The sequence below is a fragment of the Bacillus cereus group sp. MG1 genome (assembly GCF_040460035.1).
Lineage (GTDB): Bacteria > Bacillota > Bacilli > Bacillales > Bacillaceae_G > Bacillus_A > Bacillus_A cereus.
In genome coordinates this window covers 105,544-124,997 of the sequence record NZ_JARVGY010000004.1, presented here as the reverse complement: position 1 = coordinate 124,997, position 19,454 = coordinate 105,544, and the positions used below count along the sequence as shown (strand labels likewise).

The following is a 19,454-nucleotide window of genomic DNA, read 5'->3' as shown; positions in this document are numbered from 1 at the left end:
CACTACGAATTAATTAATACCCCTTAGATAGATATCATAGAATTGAACCCTCCACTGCGAACTAATTCCTATTTTAGGAAAACTGTACTCCTTCTGTTTCAGAGAGGGAAGAAATTGTTTATCTGTATAATTTTCTGTTTCTGTATCTACCGTTTTAAAGACGATTCTAAAACACTAAACTCCATAGTCTTAATTTATTATTTTTTTTATATTTTTATCCAAATTACCCAAAAAAATTGCACGAAATTATTATACTAAATAACTTTTAATAAATTAGTACGTAATACCACCCTTCTAGGAAATCATTTTATTTTTCCTTAAAGATAATCATATATATAGGTATTCAAAAGCCAATCTTCATTAAATTAAACATAAATACATAAAATCACGTAGTTTATTAGTATATATATATAATTTTTGATTATAAATGTATTACTAATTGAATATAAATACGCATACCCTTAATTGAAAACAGTACTGGAGCTTAATAATGTCATAAAAAATTTACACAAATATGACGCATTAAATGAATGACAACATAATACAATTAACAATAACGTGCATTGTTATATTTATAAATTCAAGGTTTTTAATATCACATTCTTTATACTTGTCTTTTCGAAAATCTTTTTGCTATCTATGGTTATTATTTTTTGTTTAGATGAAATCTCATTTTACTCTCCATATATTCCTGAAGATAATAAAAAAGATGATGGTTTTAATTAAATATTTTAACAGGGGAAATACACCCATAATACAGGTATAAAAAAATGTCTTACACAAAATTTTTTTATGCCTGTATTTTCTGTTTATGATTTGTTTCGAATTAACATTCGGAATAAATTAGTTTGGCATATTTTCACCCCAACTATATTTAAGGTTAAATTTAGAATTTTTTTGTCATGTAAAGCCTTCGCAAAAAAATATATCTACATATCACTCGTTAAATCAAATCATACAAAAAACGGACATCATTCTCTTAAGAGTGATGTCCGTTTTTTATTCGTATAAAAATTTTCTTATTTATCTGTTAATATAGGTCAGTAATCATTCTTTATTTGCATACGTTACATTTTATAACGTATCTTATTCCTCCATAAGGAGTAATTCCACGCTATCCACGATGAATGTTCCTTCTGTTTCTCCGATCTCAATCCATACCTTATCGGTCTCTGGGAAGTACTCTAAATCCTTTGTTACATAACCAGCCGGTAGTGGTGTGTAATCCCCATAGCCTCTGTTAGATTCACAAGGATTCTCTCTTCGTCCATCTGTATACGATTTTTCTTCATAGACTGAAGCGTAATCAGCTGGTACGGAAGGGTTATTACCATAGGCTTCGTCATATCCTTGATTACGAGAAGTGTACGTACCCTCATATTCTTCTTGAGTCCCAGTATAATTATTACACGTTACTGTGTTGTTTGGATATACTTCCTCTTCTACACAGTTGCTGAATTTCAGTTCGTCTGTATTGTCTTCGATCTCATGGATCGTTACGCAGCCCTCTCCATATCCCTCTTTATATGCTGTGACACGAAGGATATAGCCACGACCTGGACAGACACGAACCTCTTGTGACACTTCTGCCTCCCATTCTGGGATAACAAGGACCGAACGGTGGTTGTTTTGCTCTTCTACATCTACATGACCTTTCACGTTCCAGCATAATAAGCCATTATTGAAATCGCCATTTTTAATGACATTTCTCGCATCATATAAGGAATACGCTGTAAAAATACGTCCCTCTAATTCTTCGAAAATGGCCGCATTGACACCTGGAATCACAGACAACTCTGGCAGATACGCTTCCCGGATTCTATGAACGCGTTTATCTGCCGCATGAATCATTGCGATGTTCGTATCCACTTGTAATCTATCATATTGAGAGTTTACAAATAAAGCATCTACAGATTCTTTTGCCTCTTTATAAACAATATTTGTTTCCAACTGCAGTTTCTCTCGTTTGTCTCTCCACTTCTTCTCCGCTCTTTTCACACGAGCTAGTGCTTCCCCTAATAATGGTTTCTCTTCGAGAAACTCTAGATTCCCTAGTCTTGCATGGCCATCTTGCGTCTTAATCTTGAATATCACCCATACACCTAAGTCCTCATTTAAGTCTGTACATCCAACATCAATATCCAAGGTGAAATGATGGGAATGATGTGCACATTTTTCCCCGTCTCTGCAGGAACAATCTAGATCAGGATTCCATTCAAGGTGTGGCGCGCATCGATTCGGTTCTCCACACTTTCCGATTGGACTTTGGGCTGAAAGCGGCCATAAGGAACCCGTGCCTGGCACATTTACTATTTCGTGTTTTGCATTGTAACGGATCAAATAGATTTCTAAGTCTTGACTATCTTCGATATACCCTCTTAATTCATAACGGGTATAAGCTTTTAATTTCGACTCATCTATTTTCTGATATAAATACGTTGGATAGCACTCATCAACGGTACCCGGTAGTGTGACGTAATTCTCTTTGAATACGTCATCTCCTCCTTGGATGGTAATATCTGTACTTCCTCTCCAGCCACGGTCTGGTTGTCTATTGATCCCTCTGAAGTTTGGATCTTGAAGTAAATTCCGCTCATCACTGAGTCGCTTCGCATGTTTGACTTTCTCGGACAATTCTCGCTTTTCATCCAGACAAAATTCATCTGATAAACAATCCACTAAATTGGATACTTGATCAATATGATAATCCGTCACATCGGTTTTTAACCCGATTTGATTGGAAGAAGTAAACAGGGCATTCACCGCCTTTTGTGCTCTTTCTAAATCAGATTCTGCTTCAAATGTTGCATCTGCTAGAATAATTTCAATTTTATCTATATAAAGTTCACCGCTACTAATAGAACCTGCACCAAATAGAGGTTGTTCACTTATCCCAATTATATCTGGATTAGCTCTAAATGAAAAAGGATTACTAAAATCGGTATATCTAAATGTTCTAGATGTTAAGTTCTCCCCTATTTCCATAGTTTTCTGAAGAGGCATATTTACACTAACTTGGCCTCCCACTCCTGTGGATGCCGCTCCTGTTAATACTATAACTCGTGCATCCCTACTGGAAGCGTAACGAAATCTTAAACGGTATCTTTGGGTAATTGGTGAATTAATATTGACTTGTAGAGATACAAAATCACCAAAGGTATTTCTTCGAAGGATATCCCCTCCTGTAAATCCTGGTCCTGTAATGACAGAGGTGCCCCCCCAAACTCTAAATCCTTTCACTAAAGGTATTTGATTAATTCTCTCTGGATCAATTGTATTTGTAAGAGTTGCACTACGATGCGTCCAAGAAAATACTACACCAGTTGTTAAAAAAGGTGTTCCAGATCTTTGAACAAAAGTTGCATGACATAAACGATGACTATATCCTTCGCGAGGTGGCACACTATTATCCTCAGGCGGTAATTCAGTTAAAGAATCAACCGTACCTCTTCCTCGATACGTAAAGCTATTTGTAGGTGTAGAAAATTCTACTCCTTCAACACCACGTAAATTAAATGGTGGCGCTGGCCAAGGTTGCTGTAATAATCGTAAAGTAGGATTTGATAAAGTCCTAAATACCGGTCCATTAAAAGTAAAGGATCTTGGAGGCTCCTGGTTCGCCTCTCTTCCATATATAGGAGATGTTATGTTACCACCTCCTATAAGGCTAGATATTACTCGATGTCCTCCCCAATAAAAATTGCGTCCAACACTAAACCAATCCGTAAAGATTGTAAGATTATTCAATATATCAAATAAATGAGGATTTCTAATTGCGCTGCTCTCCATAACGTTAAAAGTAGGTAATTGAGCTACAGACTGTAACTGTGGATTAAAATTAATTAATGGGTCCGTATAAACTTCCCTTGTTAGTTGACCAACTGGCTGAATTGGATATCTCCTATTGTCATAGTTTGGAAAGAAAGCGGCGATATCTAATACAGTCAATGTTAAGTCTCTCCGTAATCGATTATATGTTATCCAATCTTGATACGTAGATTTCGGTAAATTATTTAATCCCCGATTATACGTATTTGCACAGTGATCAGCATATTCATCAATATGCCTAATTAGTCTATTATAGTTTTCATTGACATTTATCGTTGTCAATCCCCATCTTTCTCCAAAAATTACAGAATCTCTTAATATAGCTAGATGCAGATTGGCCGCTTGAGCATAAACGGATAAAAGGGGTACTTCAAATCCAGAAATTCGAAACGAAGGAATGTCCCTTTCAAGTAGCCCATCAAGTATACGAAAGCGATCAATTACTCTGGTCCTGGTTGCTGGATTATTAGGATCTTCTTCCCATTCTTTAAATGCTTCCACATATATATTGAAATTGTTTCCTAATCCTTCTAAATTAGCAATAGCAGCATTCCTAGCAAATTCAGCTATTCTTTCATTAATTAATTGTTCAATTTGTACTAGAAATGCATCCCATTGAGAAGGGCCAACTATTCCCCATACAAAATCTATTAATCCAACTAAAAATCCTCCCCCTGGTACAAAGTTAGATACCAGAAACTGAACAAGTGACAGAGAAATATCAATTGATGAATTACCAGTTGATATCCGTTCTCCATCCAAAAGTACTTCTTCAGGATTACTTAAACAATTGTAAGGTATGCATTGATTTTGATTATTTTCCTCCATAAAATACCTCCGTTTTTTTATTAAACTACCAAAGTTCTGATAGTTTGATACTGTTTTTCATTACCACGATTTAATACATATGACACATCTTATGAAAAAATACAAAAAACGTAACAAATTTTATAAAATATCAATATATGCCCCATATTTAAAATTGACCGATTATGTTCCTACCCCTGTCAAGTAGACAGTATTAAAAAGACTAAGCAGTCATCGAGATTTGAGATTCTATTGAAGCTTGATGGTTGAGTCGTTTTTTGAACCGTCTATAGTTATAAAAGTAAATATATTTTTCATTGGCTTGTATTAAATTTTCTTCTGTTTTAAAATGATTCAAATACAACATCTCCGATTTGAAATGGGAGAAAAATGACTCGATACAAACGTTATTATGGCAGTTTCCTTTGCGGGAGTAGTTACCAATGATACTTAAATCGGAAAGTCGTTTGTTGTAGGCATGAGATGTGTACTGGAATCCTTGATCTGAATGGAGAATGGTTCCACGCACGTCTCTTTTTTGTGCCAATATTTCAATCGTATCTAATACAAGTTCATTATCATTACGCGTAGATATTTTCCAAGAAACAACTGCGTTATTATAAACACCTTGTACAACAGAAAGATACCGAAATTCCTCTTGGAATTGTAGGTAAGTAATATCTGTAACAAGTGCCTCATTTTGTTGGCGATCTTTAAACTCACGATTTAAAACATTCAGAAAAAATTTGGAATAGTTCCCTTTAAAGAAGCAACGCTTCTTTCGAATAATAGATTGGATGTTTAGCCCCATCTTTAAGCGATATACTTTCTTGTGATTTATAAAATATCCCTCTTCCTGTAAAGGGATTTTCATATGTGGATAACCAAATTCTTTGTGCTTTACGTGAATAGATCTTACTTTTTTAATCATTTTTCGAGTTCTAGCCGTATATTTTTCATACCTTTGGTATGAATACTTCAACGATGTACACCCGCAAATTTCGTAAACCATATAACTGGATATTTCTCTTTTAACCAATTTGATACACCTTTCATTCCACCATTTTTCCCACAAGTATCTGTAATTCCACTAAATTCTTTATATTTTTTCACCAAATTTTTTAGTTGTGTAGAGCCTCTAATCTGATATTTTCCTTTATCATATTGAACTTCCTTCACCGTTTAAATAACCAGGGCTTATTTCTCTTTCATCCATACTTTAGAGTTCCTGAGAATAAATCTTTGAATTTAAGGTTTGTATACATATGTCTTATAAATTGTTTGGGTATACTACATTCGTAAAAAAACTAGCTGGCTTATATCTGGTTCACATCTTTGACGGTTAATCTCTTATAATGTTTTTGTAACATAACCTATGTTTTAAAATCCACAGATATGGCAAATGAGCACTTTGCTATATCTGTGGATTTTAAAACTTTTTTCATACATCCTGTATAGTGTAGGCGTGCAGCTTTATATACCGTAAATAAATAGTTCAAACTATATTGCTCTATTAAAAAACAAGTACTTTTAAGAATGTATGTGTTTCATATCAAATTTATACCTAATAAAAATGATGATTATATTTTTAAGATAATCAAGGTAAATATAAAAGAGTACGTTCTTTTTCGAACGTACTCTTTTCCTGCATGTAATCATACTAAATTTCAAACCATTTTACATGTACATATTAAATTTAACATAAAATAAGCAGAATAGAAACAATAATCAAATTAAAATAATGATATCTTGTAAGAATTTTTTTAGTTATTCATTTTCTATCTCTATCTGAAGTTTCGCATAATATATCCCACTTCATTTAAATATTAATGTTATAGTGATGAAAGTTTAAACATTTTTCTTTTTCTTAAATGTGGTTACGGTTTTAAAAATTCACATGAAGGGTTTCATATATCGAGGACTTCAAATAAAAACCAATTTCCCATTAAATTCGCCTCTTTCCACAAGCTATAAAGGATGATAAAGCCCCCCTTTTCCATTCCCACTGCAAATATATTAAATATACAAACTTTAACATTATATTTATAGTCACTTTTTATGAGAAAATCATCAATATACAAGGGAGTCGGAACCTCGATATTTAAAAGTGAGGATGAAATTGAAAACCCCCTGTCACTTTCACGAATTGACAGGCCGCATCGCAGACCGGTACCACTTTTACATCACAGACTGTTACATTGTGACAATTTAAATGAAGAGGTGGTAAATGCCCCACACTACATTGAAGTACATGATCTACACATACGGTATCTTTACAACACAATGCTATGTCTTGATTTTGGGAATCTGTGAAGCAAACACATCGTTCATCCTTTGGCCTCACCTCTATATTAATCAGAAAAGAGATACATCCTTTTATTTTTAACACATTAACATCGATTTCCGTTTGACCACAATCTTTTACCTCAACCACTTTGCGACACGTTTCTTTTATAATAGACAGACAATCAAGTTGATAGACGATTTTGGGCTGGCATTCTGATATAACTTCCCATCCTTTAGGAATTGAAATGGTACAACAAAATGGTACCTTATGCTTTTGATTTTTTGAATTACTATATGATAATTCTATCGATGAATGCTCATCTTCATTTCTTATTTTTTTATTCATTGTAGCTACACTTCCTTATTCAGTTTTATCCTACTACTTGATTCTCTTCTTAGGTTCTTAACTATATATTTTATGCAGAAAATATAAATTTGCGACTGTTTTTGTTGTAATGTATCATCCAAAAATTATGAATGTGGAACAAGTATTATAAGGGAATATCTCTACATAACATGATCTTTTTCTCAAGTAAATACTATTTTGACAATAAAATTTCGTGCGCACTTATCATTAGCACACACCATATAAAAAACGGACATCGCTCTTTGAAGAGTAATGTCCGTTTTTTTTTACAACTGTAATTTACTTATTTAATTGGAACGGAAGTTAGACTACTATTTTAATTAATATTTATTAAACTGCTATACTCGGATGGTCCTATTCCTCCATAAGGAGTAATTCCACGCTGTCCACGATGAATGTTCCTTCTGTTTCTCCAATCTCAATCCATACCTTATCGGTCTCTGGGAAGTACTCTAATTCCTTTGTTACATAACCAGCTGGTAGTGGTGTGTAATCTCCATATCCTCTGTTAGATTCACAAGGATTCTCTCTTCGTCTATCTGTATACGATTTTTCTTCATAGACTGACGCATAATCAGCTGGTACGGAAGGGTTATTACCATAGGCTTCGTCATATCCTCGATTACGAGAAGTGTACGTACCCTCATATTCTTCTTGAGTCGCAGTATAATTAATACACGTTACCGTGTTGTTTGGATATACTTCCTCTTCTACACAGTTGTTGAATTTCAGTTCGTCTGTATTGTTCTCGATCTCATGGATCGTTACGCAACCTTCTCCATATCCCTCTTTGTACGCTGTAACACGAAGGATATAGCCACGACCTGGACAGACACGAACCTCTTGTGACACTTCTGCCTCCCATTCTGGGATAACCAGGACTGAACGGTGATTGTTTTGTTCTTCTACCTCTACATGCCCTTTCACGTTCCAGCATAATAAGCCATTATTGAAATCGCCATTTTTAATAATATTTCTCGCATCATATAGGGAAAATGCAGTGAAAATACGCTCTTCTAATTCTTCAAAAATAGCCGCATTGACACCCGGAATCACAGACAGCTCCGGCAGATACGCTTCTCGAATTCTATGAACGCGTTTATCTGCCGCATGAATCATCGCGATGTTCGTATCCGCTTGTAATCTATCATATTGAGAGTTTACAAATAAAGCATCTACAGATTCTTTTGCCTCTTTATAAACGATAGTTGTTTCCAATTGTAATGTTTCGCGTTTGTCTCTCCATTTTTTCTCCGCTCTTTTCACACGAGCTAGTGCTTCTCCTAATAATGGTTTCTCTTCGAGAAACTCTAGATTCCCTAGTCGTGCGTGGCCATCTTGCGTCTTAATCTTGAATATCACCCATACACCTAAGTCCTCATTTAAATCTGTACATCCAACATCAATGTCCAAAGAGAAATGATGAGAATGATGTGCACATTTTTCCCCGTCTCTGCAGGAACAGTGTAAATCAGGATTCCATTCAAGGTGTGGCGCGCATCGATTCGGTTCTCCACAAGGTCCAATTTGATTTTCTACAGAAAGAGGCCATAAACTTCCTGTACCTGGTACATTTACTATTTCGTGTTTTGCATTGTAACGAATTAAATAGATTTCTAAGTCTTGACTATCTTCGATATACCCTCTTAATTGATAACGGGTATAGGCTTTTAATTTCGACTCATCTATTTTTTGATATAAATACGTTGGATAGCACTCATCAAAGGTACCCGGTAGCGTAACGTAATTCTCTTTGAATACGTCATCTCCTCCTTGGATAGTAATATCCGTACTTCCTCTCCAGCCACGGTCTGGTTGCCTATTGATCCCTCTGAAGTTTGGATCTTGAAGTAAATTCCGCTCATCACTGAGTCGCTTTGCATGTTTAACTTTCTCGGACAATTCTCTCTTTTCATCCAGACAAAATTCATCCGATAAACACGCAACTAGATTGGATACCTGATCAATATGATAATCCGTCACATCTGTTTTTAGCCCTAGTTGGTTTGTAGACGTAAACAGGGCATTCACCACCTTTTGCGCTCTTTCTAAATCATATTCTGCCTCAAATGTTGCAGTAACCGGTATAAATTCAATTCGATCTATATAAACACCCGATTGGATGTATAGATCAAATTCTTCTTGAGCTCGTGAAAAGGTTATTGGAGTGAAGAGTGTTGTATGAGCGAACGAACGAGATGTTAGTGGTTCACCTGCGTCCATAGTTTTTGGAAATGAAATTCCATACGAAGGTGGCTGTGAATATCTAAATGTACCACTCCTATTTGCTACCGAAGCATAACGGAAACGTATATAATAACTTTGTGGTAATCTTCCTGTGAAGGTTACTCGTAAGGTCCCCAGCTCGCCCATACTATTCCTAGTCAGAATATCTCCACCTGTAAATCCAGGACCTTTAATGACGGAGGCACCAGATGCAAGAGTATGCGCCTTTACCCATGGAATTTGTGTAATTCTAGATGGACTTACTTCATTAGTAGGGCTGGCACTACGGTGTGTCCAAGAAAATACGGTGCCTGCTATTCTTGGTCCACTAATCCGTTCTAAAAATGTTGCATGGCATAAACGGTGACTATACCCAATTGCAGGAGATACGCTGGCATCTTGAGGTGGTAATTCACTAAAAGAATCTATTGGACCGCTTTTACGATAGATACTTCTACTTATAGTATTTTGGAATTCCACTCCCTCGATTCCAGCTACAGGATTTGAATTGTCAAGGCCTGTAATATATGAAAGTGTTCTAAATATTGGTACGCTAGGTGATGCGGTAATAGTTACGGGGCGCTCTGTATTTCCTTCCCTTCCATATAAAGGGGATCTTATCAAATTAGTAGTGGTTCCTGTGCGGAAAGAATTTACCAAGTGCCCTCCCCAATATGCATAACGTGCCAGACTATCTGTATAAATGGTAAAGCTATTTAAAAAGTCTACTAAATGAGGACTTCTAATTATAGCACTTTCAGCAGCTGAAAAGGTTGGATAGCTTGCTGCAGGAGAAAGATTTTCATTAATAAAAGGTAAATCCAGATAGACTTCCCTCGTTAGCTGAGTAGCTGTTTGAATTGGATATGTTCTAATATCATAATTTGGAAAAAACGCAACAATATCTAATACTGAAATTGTCAATTGTCTCCGGAAACGATTATATACAATCCAATCGCTAAGAAAACGACCTTCCAAACGCCTTAATCCCTGATTATACGTATCCACACAATGGTTAGTATAAACATGAATAAGGCTAGTCAGATCACTATAGCGATTATTGATAGTCGCTGTATCATATCCCCATCTTTCTCCGAAAACTGAAACATCCCTTAAAATAGATAAATGTAAGTTTGCGGCTTGAACATATACAGATAAAAGAGCAACTTCATAATTTTGAACTCTAAAAAGTGGAATAGCCGTTATGAGAGCACTATTCATGTCATTAAATTGTATACGCATTTCTTCCCTTAAAGCAGGATTAGTAGGATCTTTCTCCCAGTCGCTAAACGCTCTAACATAGACCTTATAAAGATTGCTTAGCCCCTCCAATCTTGAAATTGCCTGATTCCTAGCAAATTCTTCTATTCTTTGACTAATCAATTGCTCAATTTGAGCTAAAAAAATATCCCATTGCGAAGGCCCTATAAATCCCCATATTAATTCTAGTAAACCTACTATAAATCCTCCTCCTGGTACAAAATTAGAATATAGAAAATTAATAAGCCCTAATGAAATGTCTGCTACAGTATTCCCTGTTTCTAGCCTTTCCTCGCCTAATATTATCTCCTTAGGATTACTTAAACAATTGTAAGGCACACATTGGTTTTGATTATTTATTTCCATAAACTATCCCCTTTTTTTATTAAATTACTAAAGTCCTTTTAAGTTTGTACTGTTTTTCTTTACTACAATTTAAAGCATATGAAACATTTTATGAGAAAATACAGAAAATGGAACGAATTTTATTACATTTCAGCATAAATCTTACTCCCAAAAATAAAGTATTTAATCAGTGTAATTATAAAAATATTTAGTTGCACTAGTTTTTGGGGCTAATAAAAGAATATAACGAGAAGGGCACAAATCCCTTATATTAAAACAGATCTATTTATTATTTTAGCCAAGAAGACTCCTTCCTCAAGGAGCGTGAAGGGCCACAGCCCAGTGAGTAGGTGGGAGATGAATTCGAACAAGGGATGGCAGGAAGCCATCTTAATTGTTAGATATACAGAAAGTGTTACTCCACTATCTATCGAATGTATGTTCGGTGTATAATAGTCATATACCGAAATGGAGGTGAATTACATAATGATGAATAAAGCCTATAAGTTTCGTATCTATCCAAATCAGGCACAAGCAATTCTAATCAACAAAACGATTGGGTGTTCTCGCTTTGTATTCAATCATTTCCTATCCTTATGGGATCAAGTATACAAAGAGACAGGAAAAGGCTTGACCTATGGTACATTCTCTGCCAAACTACCTGCCATGAAGAAAGAGCTTGTTTGGCTAAAAGAAGTGGATAGTATTGCGATTCAGTCGTCTGTTCGCAACCTTGCGGATGCTTATACACGCTTTTCAAAAAACAAAACAGCGCACCGCGTTTTAAATCTAAGAAGAACAACGTACAATCTTATACCACAAAACAAACAAATGAAAACATTGCCGTTGTAGGGAACAAAATAAAGTTACCGAAACTAGGCCTTGTTCGATTTGCTAAAAGTCGCGAAGTAGAGGGGCGTATTGTAAATGCGACTGTTAGACGAACCCCTTCTGGTAGATATTTTGTGTCACTATTAGTTGAAACAGAAGTACAAGAACTTCCGAAAACACAGCGTGTTCTTTCTAGAAGAATGAAAGGATCTTCTCGCTGGAATAAACAAAGAGTAAAGATAGCTAGAATTCATATCAAATACTAGAAAAGATTACTTGGACAAAATTTCAACTGAAATCATCAAAAACCACGATGTTATCGGTATAGAGGATTTGCAAGTATCGAATATGTTAAAAAATCATAAGTTAGCAAAAGCAATTATTGAGGTATCTTGGTCGCAATTTCGATTCATGTTAGAATACAAAGCAAAATGGTATGGCAAACAAGTCATTGTCGTATCGAAAACATTTGCTTCCAGCCAATTACGTTCTTGTTGTGGATATCAAAATAAAGACGTTAAAAATCTAAACCTACGTGAATGGGACTGTCCTTCTTGTCGTACAAACCATGATAGGGATATTAACGCGAGTATCAATCTAAAGAATGAAGCAATAAGGCTTCTAACCGCAAGGACTGCGGGGTTAGCCTAATCAATTAGAGTTCGATAGAACTCTTTACTTAGGAATCCCTCACTTCTAAACGAAGTGAAAGTGGGGATAGTTCAAGACCTTAATTACATGGAGAATAAGGACCGGGGAGCTAACTTTTCTAAAAGTAATGATTCAAGTTTATCTCGATGATAACTGAATGCAATATTATAAGAAATCTTTCTTTTATCAGCGTGTACAAATAAAAAAACTTTTTCCTTTTGGAATAATATTACTTTCAAAAGGTATTCTATTAATTTTTGTATAATTAAATATTATATCTTTTCTACTCTTTAACAATAAATACATTAGAAAAATAATACTTGCATTTTCTACATAGGTACCATAAATACCAATAAAACACTCACCCTTTGAAGACAAATTTTTTAATAACTCTAGTAAAATTTTCATCCTTAACATTTGCGAAAACTAAATAACTAGATTCATCAATCATGGGTACCCTACCTGTTCCCTTGAAAGATAGTCTTAGAAAATAGGTTGAATCATCTTCCAATTTAATGAATTGTTTAAAATAACTATTTCCCAAAATCTCTATGAGTCCTTCACCTTTCATTTGCATGTTTTCTGATAGTATCCAATTCTCAGGCTTTAGCATTTGCGACAAGAGTTCAAGTGATTTTATTTCTCAAATAATAAATTTATTTTTCAAAGCTTCGTATTCACTTTGATTTTTAAAAAGTAAATAAATTTCCGAAGAATATGCGCCTGAATTGATTTTTTGTTATAGTCTGAAAATCAATAAAGTTTTTTTGTATCCATAAACAAGGTTTAATTATTATTTTTCCAATAAATAGCGGGGTTCCCTTTACAGTATATTGAATAATATACTTAGTTTTAGATTATTTCCAATAAATTGTGAAAGTTCTCCATCTTTATTAGTATAAAGATAGCTTGATACCTTTATACGACAAATGCATTATTATTATTTGCTTTTCAAAGCCCAATATTATCCGATAATAAATCCTAGTTTTTCACAATACTGCTAATGAGTAATCAGAATTATTATAACTTTTTGTAAGGATTTTAATTTCAAGTATATCAGCCACTCGATCCAATTTAGCCCGTTTATAGCCATCGTTATATATTGAGAAAAGGGTTACTCAGCCTTCTATTCCTCATATATATGTAAATATTGTTCACAAGTCCTATTTAAATAATATTAGTTTTCTTAAGATATTAAAGTAAGATATGATTATAAAATCTTTCTTGCGCCGTAGAAAAAACGTAAATTTCCATATTATTGACTACTAGGTCATAGTAGCCAATCAATTCTTCACTATGTGCAATATTTCAAAAATAATAACATAAATAAAACCGCAATCTGTATTTAGATTACATTTTTCCGATATATAATAAATATCAAAATATACGAATTAATGACTGATAAGAAAAGCTGTTGTCCTGATTTTTCTATACCGTATTCAGATTTGCAGCCTTCGATGTCTTTGGAACACTTATAAACAGAAATCTAATCTGTACGATGAATCATAAACTGTTTTAATGCGAGCTGTAAAGAATATGTTACAGCCCGCATTTATCTTTCAAAAAAGACACTCATTTCGAAAACAAACGACTTATTATTTTTGATGTCTTTTTTTATATGTATGTTTTATTTATATATGGTATGATATATTTAATTTCGTTCTTTGACGAAATCCCTAAGAAGTATCTGAAAAGGGTTCTAACAAATCTGTTGGAGCCCTCTTTAGTTTCTATTCGCAAAATGTTCTTTTAAATTTTTAATCCAGATAGATTGATGTAACTCAGTATAAGGAATCCAATCTCCTGATTCATGAGAGCCTACAAATTCTCTATAAATGGGATGCCAAATAATAAGATAGACCTCATTTTTATATTGTATCTCATCAAATTGACGTAATGGTTTCCTGAATTGATCGGTTAGTCCAATGGGAATCGCTCCTTGGTCTAACATCTCTTTAAATTGTCTCAAACGCATCATCCTTTATAATATTTTATGTATATCTTTTTAAAGTATGTCGTTGTTGTTCTTTTAAGAAAGCTTAAAAACACAAGGAGCAAATCACCTATAAAATGCACAATAAGGAGATTACTTCTATTGAATATCAAATTATGAATATTCCCTTGGAGTATCAAAAGGTTGCAATTTTTAACCCTTACGATGGTGAGCTAAATGGATATTAAAAAGTAGAAGGATGCTTTGTTGTTACTTCTAATTATATATGAAATTATATTTTCTGCTGTTACAGAATTTCCAAAAAATTTTGTGTACTACATATATTTAGATTCACTAACTTCTTTTATTATTTTCCTTTTTTTGTACTTTGTTTGTTTTTTTCACCTAAAGTTTCTATGGCATTGATTAATGGCTGTGGAAGCGGGATACCCATGCGTCCAGCATTTTCTGAGATAGACACTAGTTCATTTCCCACGAAAAAAAAGATTGTTGCCTCTCGAATGGCGCTATTACTCCCAAATACCATGTCTAACTGTGTTGCAACGCCTACTAGAATAAATAACACTACCTTTTTAGCAATACCTTTAAAGCCAATTTTGCTTTTTAGTTTCCCATTATAACCTGCAGCAATCATTCCAGTAATGTAGTCAACGGAGACCATAGTCACTAAAATCTTTAATAATACATCCCATCCACCGAAAAAGTATCCGCAAAAACCACCAAATGTAGCTAAAAATGTTTTTACTAATACAGCTTCATGCTCTAACATTCGCTATTCTCCCTTCTGCTATATTATTAATACCAAATGTATACTCTCATGCATGTATAAAGAATTTAATCTGTATCTGCTATACTATAAATTTTTATGATACCATGATTATTCCTATCTTTTTCCTCCTCAAGCTCATGCACAACTATAGTTTAGACTATATCTATAAATAAAAGGATATACCACTTTTCATTCATGTATGAAAAATTATGTTTACAAATACTATTTTTAATGTTTCGCTTAGACACACCTCTCGTTAAATAATTAACTAATATACCAACCCAAAGAATTACTCTTATTTTGTATATGGATTATTTTTTTCATTTGTTTTTAAAATTCTTATTCAGCTATAAAAGAGGAAACAGTATATCTTTTTATAAATATATACTTATACTTATCTGAAGGAGTGTAATGATTTTTTAAGCAGTTTAATGGGATTTTAGAAAAAAGATTGATACTAATTGGACAATCCGATATAGTAGGAAAAGCGTCATGTCAATTTGATGCCATACAATATGAAAATGAAACTTACCTAATTGTATGGCACCCCAACTATAAAGAATTTATCATTTTTAATGAAACAAAAAATCGGATTTCACATACGGATCTACATCAATCTGTTTAAATAAAAAATTTAAATCATCTTTTGTTGAGAATAGATAAAGAGGTTCTAACAATTTTGTTAGAACCTCTTCTTGATACTATGTGTAAGTATTTCGCAAAAATCGAAGGTGAAAATAGTCTCCTTATAAATAACTAAAACACAACTCTCTAATACACTAAAAACACTTTCGGAATATTTTTATTATACTTCTAAAATACACTTCTAATTATTTGAAAATTCGATGGTATTGTTCCGTATTAATTTCTTTTTTAGTTTCTCTTCATATTGAGTGTGTGTGAATTTTTATTTTGTAAGCGAAATATGATTGTTTTTAATGAATTTACAAATTATATATCCCCTATTTAAAGGGGAGTGGGGATGCATTATAATCATGTTTTGTCTATTATTTAATTTATCTTCATTTATTTTCTCCAAAGAAAAAGTATATCCAATAGACTAATTATGACTAGGTTCAGAACCAAGGTAATATGAGGTTTCTCCATTTTTTCCTTTATCATTTCTTATACATAAGTTCCTTTAGCTGTATTTTGTTACGGACACGATACTCTCCAGTTGGAGACGTAAATAGTATCACCATTAAAGAAAATTGGATGTAAAGGAAAGTGTGAAGCGAATCCAGCATCTAGTATGTAGTTAGTATTTTTATGCTCTAAAATAATTATTACGTGCCCTCACCAGCTTTCCATTTTTTATTTTGGAATCATATAGAGTATTGGCTATTCAATAAACTTCAAAGTGACAATCATTTAAAAAATAATATAATAATGAATTTAAATCATAGTATAGTCCGTCACGATTATTTAAAAGTAATTTTCACACAAGATTTTCTCGAGAAATTTTTGAGACTATCCTTCCATAACGCCTATATTCTCGTAGGGTATCAAATTGAATATTTTCTTTCGGTGAGATCTTTAATTTTGAGGGAAAATTCTTTTGTAATTCAGTTAACATGAAAATCCCCCTTTCGTTTGTCGAAAAAATATATATCAATTACGCTCCGGTTTTGTTTCTTATATTATTGAAGCATTTTCTTCTCTTCTTATACAAACGAAATTTATATATTAACATTATTGTAATGCAATATTAACAATTGATTCATGCCAAAGGTGTTAATCGGTTTTCAAATTACATTACATGATTGTAACTGAAATTAATCTGCAAAATAGAAATATTATACGAATAGAAGCTCCTTGTAACAGAAATATTTTTAAACCGTTGGATATCATTCATAAAAAATAAGAGTTTGTACAAACTCTTATTTTTTAGTATCCTAGGTTATTCTGCTACTTTTTCAACGATAGGTGACATCGCAATAGGAGGAAGTGACATAGTCATTGCTTCAAAATAAACATCTAATTTATCTCCTATAGTATAAGAATTATTATCTAAAACTGGAACGAGCAATATTTTATTTTCGTTAACTAAATTCCACCAATTTTCCTGATACATTTGAGCTTTTTCCATGGTTGGTGTATCCACAATCGTCATATAATTACTATCAACAGAAACAACATAGCCTGTGAAATGTATTTGCTGTAGTTTCTCAAAAGACGAGGTGGAAATAAGATCTGTAGTATTTTCGTTCGATGCGGCAGAAGCAGGTGTTATACCAAATGTAAATCCACACCCTAATACTAATGTAGTTGCCAAGGTAACCAGCTTTTGTTTTACTTTAATCATAATTAATTATCCCCCTTTTTAAATTTTTTATTCCTACATGTCGATATTACCATTTAAATGGTAATAAGGCTTGTTTTAATCCCTACATTTAACAAATTTTTCATATTTATAATATTTTTGTGCGTATTCGGTAGTTTTTACTGTCGCTTTGTGCTATGGTAATTTTTCTGCAGAACGTTCGTTCAGGTATGATACGGATTAACCCAACCTGTATCACCAGAATGCATCCTTCTAAATTTTATATGTGTATATTTGGTGTTTTTTGAGGTTAGCATGCTACAATTATTTCTTTTTTATTATCATATTTTACATTCCTATATTGCATAGAAGTAGAGGTTTACATTTTCTCTCCGTCCGCATTTCTAATTTCATTAGTAGAAATACTTGCTTACTGGAACGATAATGGCATATAAATCTCCTAAAGCTTATATTTTTCATATCAACTACCTATTTGGATTTACTATATTAAAATTACTTTATACATTCGTATGGAAAGGCTTTCATTTTCATTAATTCCGTGCTAACATTATAACTATAAAATTCTTGATATGAATTTTTATTATTTTGAGAGAACAATCTTTTGTAATCAGAATTAAATTAATAGCTAAAATATCAATTTAATTCCTTAATAAATAGAGAACTAAAGCATCAGATTGTAATAGGATGGATGATTTTATGTTATGTTGTCGGGGAATAATAGGAGGCACAGCGTGCGAAATTTCTTCGAAGACAAGTACATAAATGTTGAACTTAAAAGGAAATTAATAAACTTAATAAGCGAAATTAGTGAGTATAAAGGAAAGTTAGCTTCTTATCAAGAACAGAGACCAGATATATTTAATAATTTCGAAAAAATTATACCTCTACACTATATGAAAAATTATACTACTATTTATACAGATAAAAAAATTTCAAGTAAAAGAATAAAAGAACTCATTCTTAATAACAAAGTACCTGAATCTGTTGCAGAAGATGCGATCTTTTGTTACTATCAGACTCTAGCTGTTGTACATCAAAAATCCTGCACTTTACCTATTAATCCAGAAGCCATACAAGAATTACATTTTCAAGTAATGAATTTTTATACCTCAGATAGTGGAATGTGGCGTCAAAAGCCACTTTCTATACCAGAATTTAAAGATAGCGGAATACACATAAATAATTATCATCCGCTCCCTCATGAACTGATTCCACAAACTGTAGAGGATTTGTGCTCTCAATACAATTCATTATACAAAAATAAAGAGTTACATTCTCTTTTACTAATTGCTCGTTTTATATTGAGTTTTTATTGCATAGTCCCTTTTAGCCATGGAAATGGTAGACTTACTCAGATATTAATGCATTTATTATTATTAAAAAATGGACATACATTTGTAAAATACGTTTGTTTAGATAAATATATCAATGAAAAACAATCTGAATACTACAATGCTGTATGTAAATCTTCGGTTAATTGGTATTGTAATGAACATAATATTAGTTTTTGGTTGAAAAATTTCTTAACTATTATTCTAGAGGCATATAAAGACTTACATAACAGAATACAAGATTCTATATGTAATCAAAGTAAAGTTGAACGTATTCAAAATTTTGTATACAATCAAAAACAGCCGTTCACTCAAGAAACTATCAGTTGCATATACCCTGATATAGCTAAAAGTACAATTAGTAAAACATTAAATACCTTACAATTATCTGGCGAAGTTATACTTGTTTCGAAAGGAAGAAATGCACATTGGATGAAAGTCTCCCCATAAATCAAATAGCACTTTTCCCATATAAAAGACTATAATATTATTTCTCTTCTAATTATTTTTAAAAT

10 protein-coding genes and 1 pseudogene are annotated in these 19,454 nt (G+C 33.0%); 3 read left to right on the top strand and 8 right to left on the bottom strand.

The genetic code is table 11. From position 1 onward, the window contains the following. Positions 1 to 1,086: 1,086 nt before the first annotated feature. The 5 genes from QCI79_RS32250 to cry1Da form a co-directional block, all read right to left on the bottom strand. Positions 1,087 to 4,656 carry an insecticidal delta-endotoxin Cry8Ea1 family protein gene (locus tag QCI79_RS32250; RefSeq protein WP_042991625.1) on the bottom strand — a complete coding sequence of 1,190 codons (3,570 nt, stop codon included), beginning with the start codon at positions 4,654 to 4,656 and terminating at the stop codon, positions 1,087 to 1,089. 202 nt (positions 4,657 to 4,858) lie between these two features. Further along, positions 4,859 to 5,647 (bottom strand): IS3 family transposase, encoded by a 789-nt coding sequence (locus QCI79_RS32245; protein ID WP_076612201.1) that lies wholly within the window; start codon positions 5,645 to 5,647, stop codon positions 4,859 to 4,861. Next, positions 5,614 to 5,814, bottom strand: coding sequence for a hypothetical protein (locus QCI79_RS32240; RefSeq protein WP_021728246.1), 201 nt, complete (start codon positions 5,812 to 5,814; stop codon positions 5,614 to 5,616). The genes QCI79_RS32245 and QCI79_RS32240 overlap by 34 nt, the downstream gene beginning before the upstream one ends. A 922-nt stretch (positions 5,815 to 6,736) precedes the next feature. Beyond that, positions 6,737 to 7,267, bottom strand: coding sequence for a hypothetical protein (locus tag QCI79_RS32235; protein WP_021728245.1), 531 nt, complete (start codon positions 7,265 to 7,267; stop codon positions 6,737 to 6,739). Positions 7,268 to 7,642: 375 nt separating this feature from the next. After that, positions 7,643 to 11,140 (bottom strand): pesticidal crystal protein Cry1Da, encoded by a 3,498-nt coding sequence (gene cry1Da, locus QCI79_RS32230; protein WP_042991627.1) that lies wholly within the window; start codon positions 11,138 to 11,140, stop codon positions 7,643 to 7,645. A gap of 465 nt (positions 11,141 to 11,605) precedes the next feature. Between cry1Da and QCI79_RS32225 the strand changes: the two are divergent. Then, positions 11,606 to 12,601 (top strand): annotated as a pseudogene (locus tag QCI79_RS32225) (RNA-guided endonuclease TnpB family protein). A 1,723-nt stretch (positions 12,602 to 14,324) separates the two neighbouring features. Here QCI79_RS32225 and QCI79_RS32220 read toward each other — a convergent pair. Together QCI79_RS32220 and QCI79_RS32215 are read right to left on the bottom strand one after the other, a co-directional pair. Beyond that, entirely contained in the window at positions 14,325 to 14,576 is a 252-nt protein-coding gene (locus QCI79_RS32220; protein ID WP_031303311.1) for a hypothetical protein, read from the bottom strand. 325 nt (positions 14,577 to 14,901) lie between these two features. Then, complete coding sequence (locus QCI79_RS32215) at positions 14,902 to 15,324, bottom strand: phage holin family protein (protein ID WP_000889412.1); 423 nt, start codon at positions 15,322 to 15,324, stop codon at positions 14,902 to 14,904. A 436-nt stretch (positions 15,325 to 15,760) separates the two neighbouring features. On the opposite strand from QCI79_RS32215, the gene QCI79_RS32210 reads away from it, so the two are divergent. Next, positions 15,761 to 15,949, top strand: a complete 189-nt coding sequence (locus tag QCI79_RS32210; RefSeq protein ID WP_071699961.1) for a hypothetical protein — start codon at positions 15,761 to 15,763, stop codon at positions 15,947 to 15,949. A 1,275-nt stretch (positions 15,950 to 17,224) separates the two neighbouring features. On the opposite strand, the gene QCI79_RS32205 is transcribed toward QCI79_RS32210, so the two are convergent. Continuing rightward, positions 17,225 to 17,629, bottom strand: a complete 405-nt coding sequence (locus QCI79_RS32205) for a DUF3221 domain-containing protein (RefSeq protein ID WP_021728800.1) — start codon at positions 17,627 to 17,629, stop codon at positions 17,225 to 17,227. Positions 17,630 to 18,339: 710 nt separating this feature from the next. On the opposite strand from QCI79_RS32205, the gene QCI79_RS32200 reads away from it, so the two are divergent. Beyond that, complete coding sequence (locus QCI79_RS32200; protein ID WP_042991628.1) at positions 18,340 to 19,389, top strand: Fic family protein; 1,050 nt, start codon at positions 18,340 to 18,342, stop codon at positions 19,387 to 19,389. The last annotated feature ends 65 nt before the right edge of the window (positions 19,390 to 19,454 follow it).

Coding starts and splice junctions, on each gene's coding strand:
- QCI79_RS32250 (WP_042991625.1), bottom strand. CDS start 4,656: ATGGAGGAAAATAATCAAAATCAATGCATACCTTACAATTGTTTAAGT.
- QCI79_RS32245 (WP_076612201.1), bottom strand. CDS start 5,647: ATGGTTTACGAAATTTGCGGGTGTACATCGTTGAAGTATTCATACCAA.
- QCI79_RS32235 (WP_021728245.1), bottom strand. CDS start 7,267: ATGAATAAAAAAATAAGAAATGAAGATGAGCATTCATCGATAGAATTA.
- cry1Da (WP_042991627.1), bottom strand. CDS start 11,140: ATGGAAATAAATAATCAAAACCAATGTGTGCCTTACAATTGTTTAAGT.
- QCI79_RS32220 (WP_031303311.1), bottom strand. CDS start 14,576: ATGCGTTTGAGACAATTTAAAGAGATGTTAGACCAAGGAGCGATTCCC.
- QCI79_RS32215 (WP_000889412.1), bottom strand. CDS start 15,324: ATGTTAGAGCATGAAGCTGTATTAGTAAAAACATTTTTAGCTACATTT.
- QCI79_RS32205 (WP_021728800.1), bottom strand. CDS start 17,629: ATGATTAAAGTAAAACAAAAGCTGGTTACCTTGGCAACTACATTAGTA.